Here is a 2,689-nt window from a genome sequence, read left to right as displayed (position 1 = left end):
CCTCCAGCCCGAGATCCCGCAACGCATCCTCGCGCGCCTTCTCTGCGAGCAGGTGGTGGCGTCCGGTGTATTCTCCGGCGCCGTCGAATTCACCGACGATGCCGAGTTCACACCACAGGAAGTCCACCCGGTACCGGCGTCCGTCGCGAACGACGATCTCCTGCTGCAGGTCGGGTATCGGTAGCCCCGCCTCGATCATGTGCAACCGCGACAGAGATTCGCCGACGCTCTCGCTCCGCCCGTCGACGAGGCGCGCGACCGACTCCGCCGCGACGATCCCGGTCCTGCCGCGACATGCAGCAACGATCCGGGGCAGGTCGAGGCGCGCCGTCGGATCCGCGCGCAACGCCGAGTCGCCGATGACGAGAGCGCGCGGACGCGACAGTGTGCGCGCGACGTCGACGACGGTACGAGCGAGCGACGTGACGCGCAGACCGTCCACGTCGACGACGTCACAGTCCAGGTCGGAGGTGTGGATGTGCAGGTCGTCGCTCACCCGGCAGCTGCGTGTCGACGGGCGCGTGAAGTGGATCCGTCCCAGCGGCGCGTCCCAGACGTCGAGGCCGTGGACGACCGCGGCCGTTACATGACTGAGCGCCTCATCGGCTCCGAGGCGGGAGCCGACGAGGTGTGCCCGGGCGAGGTGAACGCCCACGGGGCCGAGGGCGTCGATGTCCTCTCGTGTCATGTACGTGCCGCGAGCGATCCCGACGAGCTCGCCGTACCGGAGTCGTGTGCGCACCGCACGATCCGAGACGCCGGCCTCGGCGAGCATCGCCCTCGTCCACACCTGTCGGGTCATGGACCGATCATCGGGCACGGCCGGGCCGGTTCCGGGGCCGTCGCCCTCCGATTGCCTCGATCTGTGGAGAACACGAATGCCTGTGGACAACCACGTGACCCGGCCGTGCCTGCCCACCGGACGCCGGTACGATCAGCCTCCCGGCGTCGGCGCGGGTGTGCTCTCCTCTGCGTCGGGAGCGCGTGCCGGATCGCCCGGCGCCTGATAATCGGAGCCGTAGAAGATCGGCAGGATGCCCTTGACCAGGGTCAGCGCCGAACCTTCGCCCGACGGCACCGTCGACAGATTCGTGGCGATGACGATCGTCAGATCGGTGTCCGGGTCGTGGCCCATGAAGGTCATGAAGCCCGGAAGCTGCCCGTCGTGTCCGAGCAGCGGACCGAACCGGGCCATGCCGAGCCCGTATCCGGCGGTTCCCCCGCCCACCGATTGCACGCTGTCGAGCCGGGTCTGCTGCATCTGTCGGTCGAGCAGCCCACCGCCGACCAGTGCCTTCACATAGGTGGTCATGTCGTCGACGGTGGAGATCGCAGCGCCCGCGGTCCACGCCCAGGAGGGATTGTCGTCGGTCACGTCGTTCGGCTTCAGTGTTCCGGCGACCGCTGCGGCCTGCTGGTCGTCCGGCAGTTCGAAGGTGTCGATGGTGGAGACGTTGGTGCCGAACATGTAGCCCTGCGGATGTGGATCCGGGATCGAGGCGTCCTCGATCGCCGGGAACGAGGTGTTCCCGAGTTCGAGTGGAGCGAAAATGCGCTCGTCGAACGCATCCGCCACCGGCATGCCCGTCAGTTCCTCGATGACGAGTCCGAGCAGCACCGTATTGGTGTTGCTGTATTCGAACTGTTCCCCGGGCGGGAAGTTCACGGGCCGAGATAACGCGATCTGCAGCAACTCCTCCTGCGTCCACACTTTCTCGGGTTCGCGGTCCAGTGTCGCGTTGAACTCCGGGTCGAAGGTGTAGCTGTACAGGCCGCTCCGCATCTCGGCGAGCTGCGCGATGGTGATGGTGTCGCCGTTCGGGACACCGTCGATGTACTTCGAGATCGGGTCCTCGAGCGACACGCGACCTTCCTGCACCAATTGCAGGATGGCGGTGACGGTCATCGTCTTCGTGTTGCTGCCGATACGGAAATGGTCGTCGGCGGAGATCGGATCGTCGGTGTCGAGGGTGGACGTGCCGAACGTGCCGGTCCAGTCACCGCGGTCGGGGGAGCTGATCTGTATCACCGCGCCGGGAATGGCGTTGTCGCGCATCAACCGGTCGACGGTCGATTCCACCTCCGCCACATACTCGGGCCCAGCCTCCTCGGAGGAGGCAGGGGACGTCGCGGACTCGGGCTCGGTGGTGTCGGAACTGCACGCCGAGACGGCCAGTACGACCACCGCCACGAGTGAGGTTGCGAGTGTCTTCATCGATCGTCTGCTTTCGGGATCGGTGGTCCCCGAAAGAGCAGGGGACTCTGTGGTGGTGTCACGAATCCGGACATTTCCCGCTGTCGAGGTGAATTTTTCACCCCCTCCGAACGATTCCGATCGCAGTGTCCCTCATGTCATCCTTGGAACAGGGCCGAATCCGTGTACGGAGGTCAGATCATGAAGGCACTGGTGTTCCACGGGCCGGGGAAGCGATCCTGGGAGGACGTTCCCGACGCAACCATCCAGGACAGTACCGACGCGGTGGTGCGGGTCGACGCGGTCACCATCTGCGGCACCGACCTGCACATCCTCGGAGGGGATGTGCCCGAGGTGACCGACGGCCGGATCCTCGGCCACGAGGCCGTCGGCACCGTGGTCGAGGTGGGGGACGGAGTGCAGACACTCGCTCCCGGCGACCGAGTGCTCGTCTCGTGTATCACCGCGTGCGGTACGTGCCGCTTCTGTCGCGAG

The 2,689-nt window shown here is 66.4% G+C and carries 3 protein-coding genes; 1 reads left to right on the top strand and 2 read right to left on the bottom strand.

Going from position 1 to position 2,689, the window contains the following annotated elements; translation table 11 throughout:
• Both R1101_RS27835 and R1101_RS0120650 read right to left on the bottom strand, forming a co-directional pair.
• A partial coding sequence (locus tag R1101_RS27835; protein WP_037224350.1) for a hypothetical protein occupies positions 1-802 on the bottom strand: 802 nt, incomplete at its 3' end.
• Between the two features lie 132 nt (positions 803-934).
• Positions 935-2,215 carry a serine hydrolase domain-containing protein gene (locus R1101_RS0120650; RefSeq protein WP_016935185.1) on the bottom strand — a complete coding sequence of 427 codons (1,281 nt, stop codon included), beginning with the start codon at positions 2,213-2,215 and terminating at the stop codon, positions 935-937.
• A gap of 180 nt (positions 2,216-2,395) precedes the next feature.
• Here R1101_RS0120650 and R1101_RS27830 point away from each other — a divergent pair.
• Positions 2,396-2,689: alcohol dehydrogenase catalytic domain-containing protein (locus tag R1101_RS27830; RefSeq protein ID WP_157179192.1), on the top strand; the 294-nt coding region annotated here is incomplete at its 3' end.

The organism is Rhodococcus sp. R1101, from assembly GCF_000278445.1.
Taxonomy (GTDB): Bacteria; Actinomycetota; Actinomycetes; order Mycobacteriales; family Mycobacteriaceae; genus Rhodococcus; species Rhodococcus gordoniae.
The sequence above is the reverse complement of the archived record's forward strand: the minus strand, read 5'-3'. Positions and strand labels throughout refer to the sequence as shown.

Excerpts from the sequence above, each read along its gene's own strand:
- R1101_RS0120650 (WP_016935185.1), bottom strand. The coding sequence starts at position 2,215 with ATGAAGACACTCGCAACCTCACTCGTGGCGGTGGTCGTACTGGCCGTC.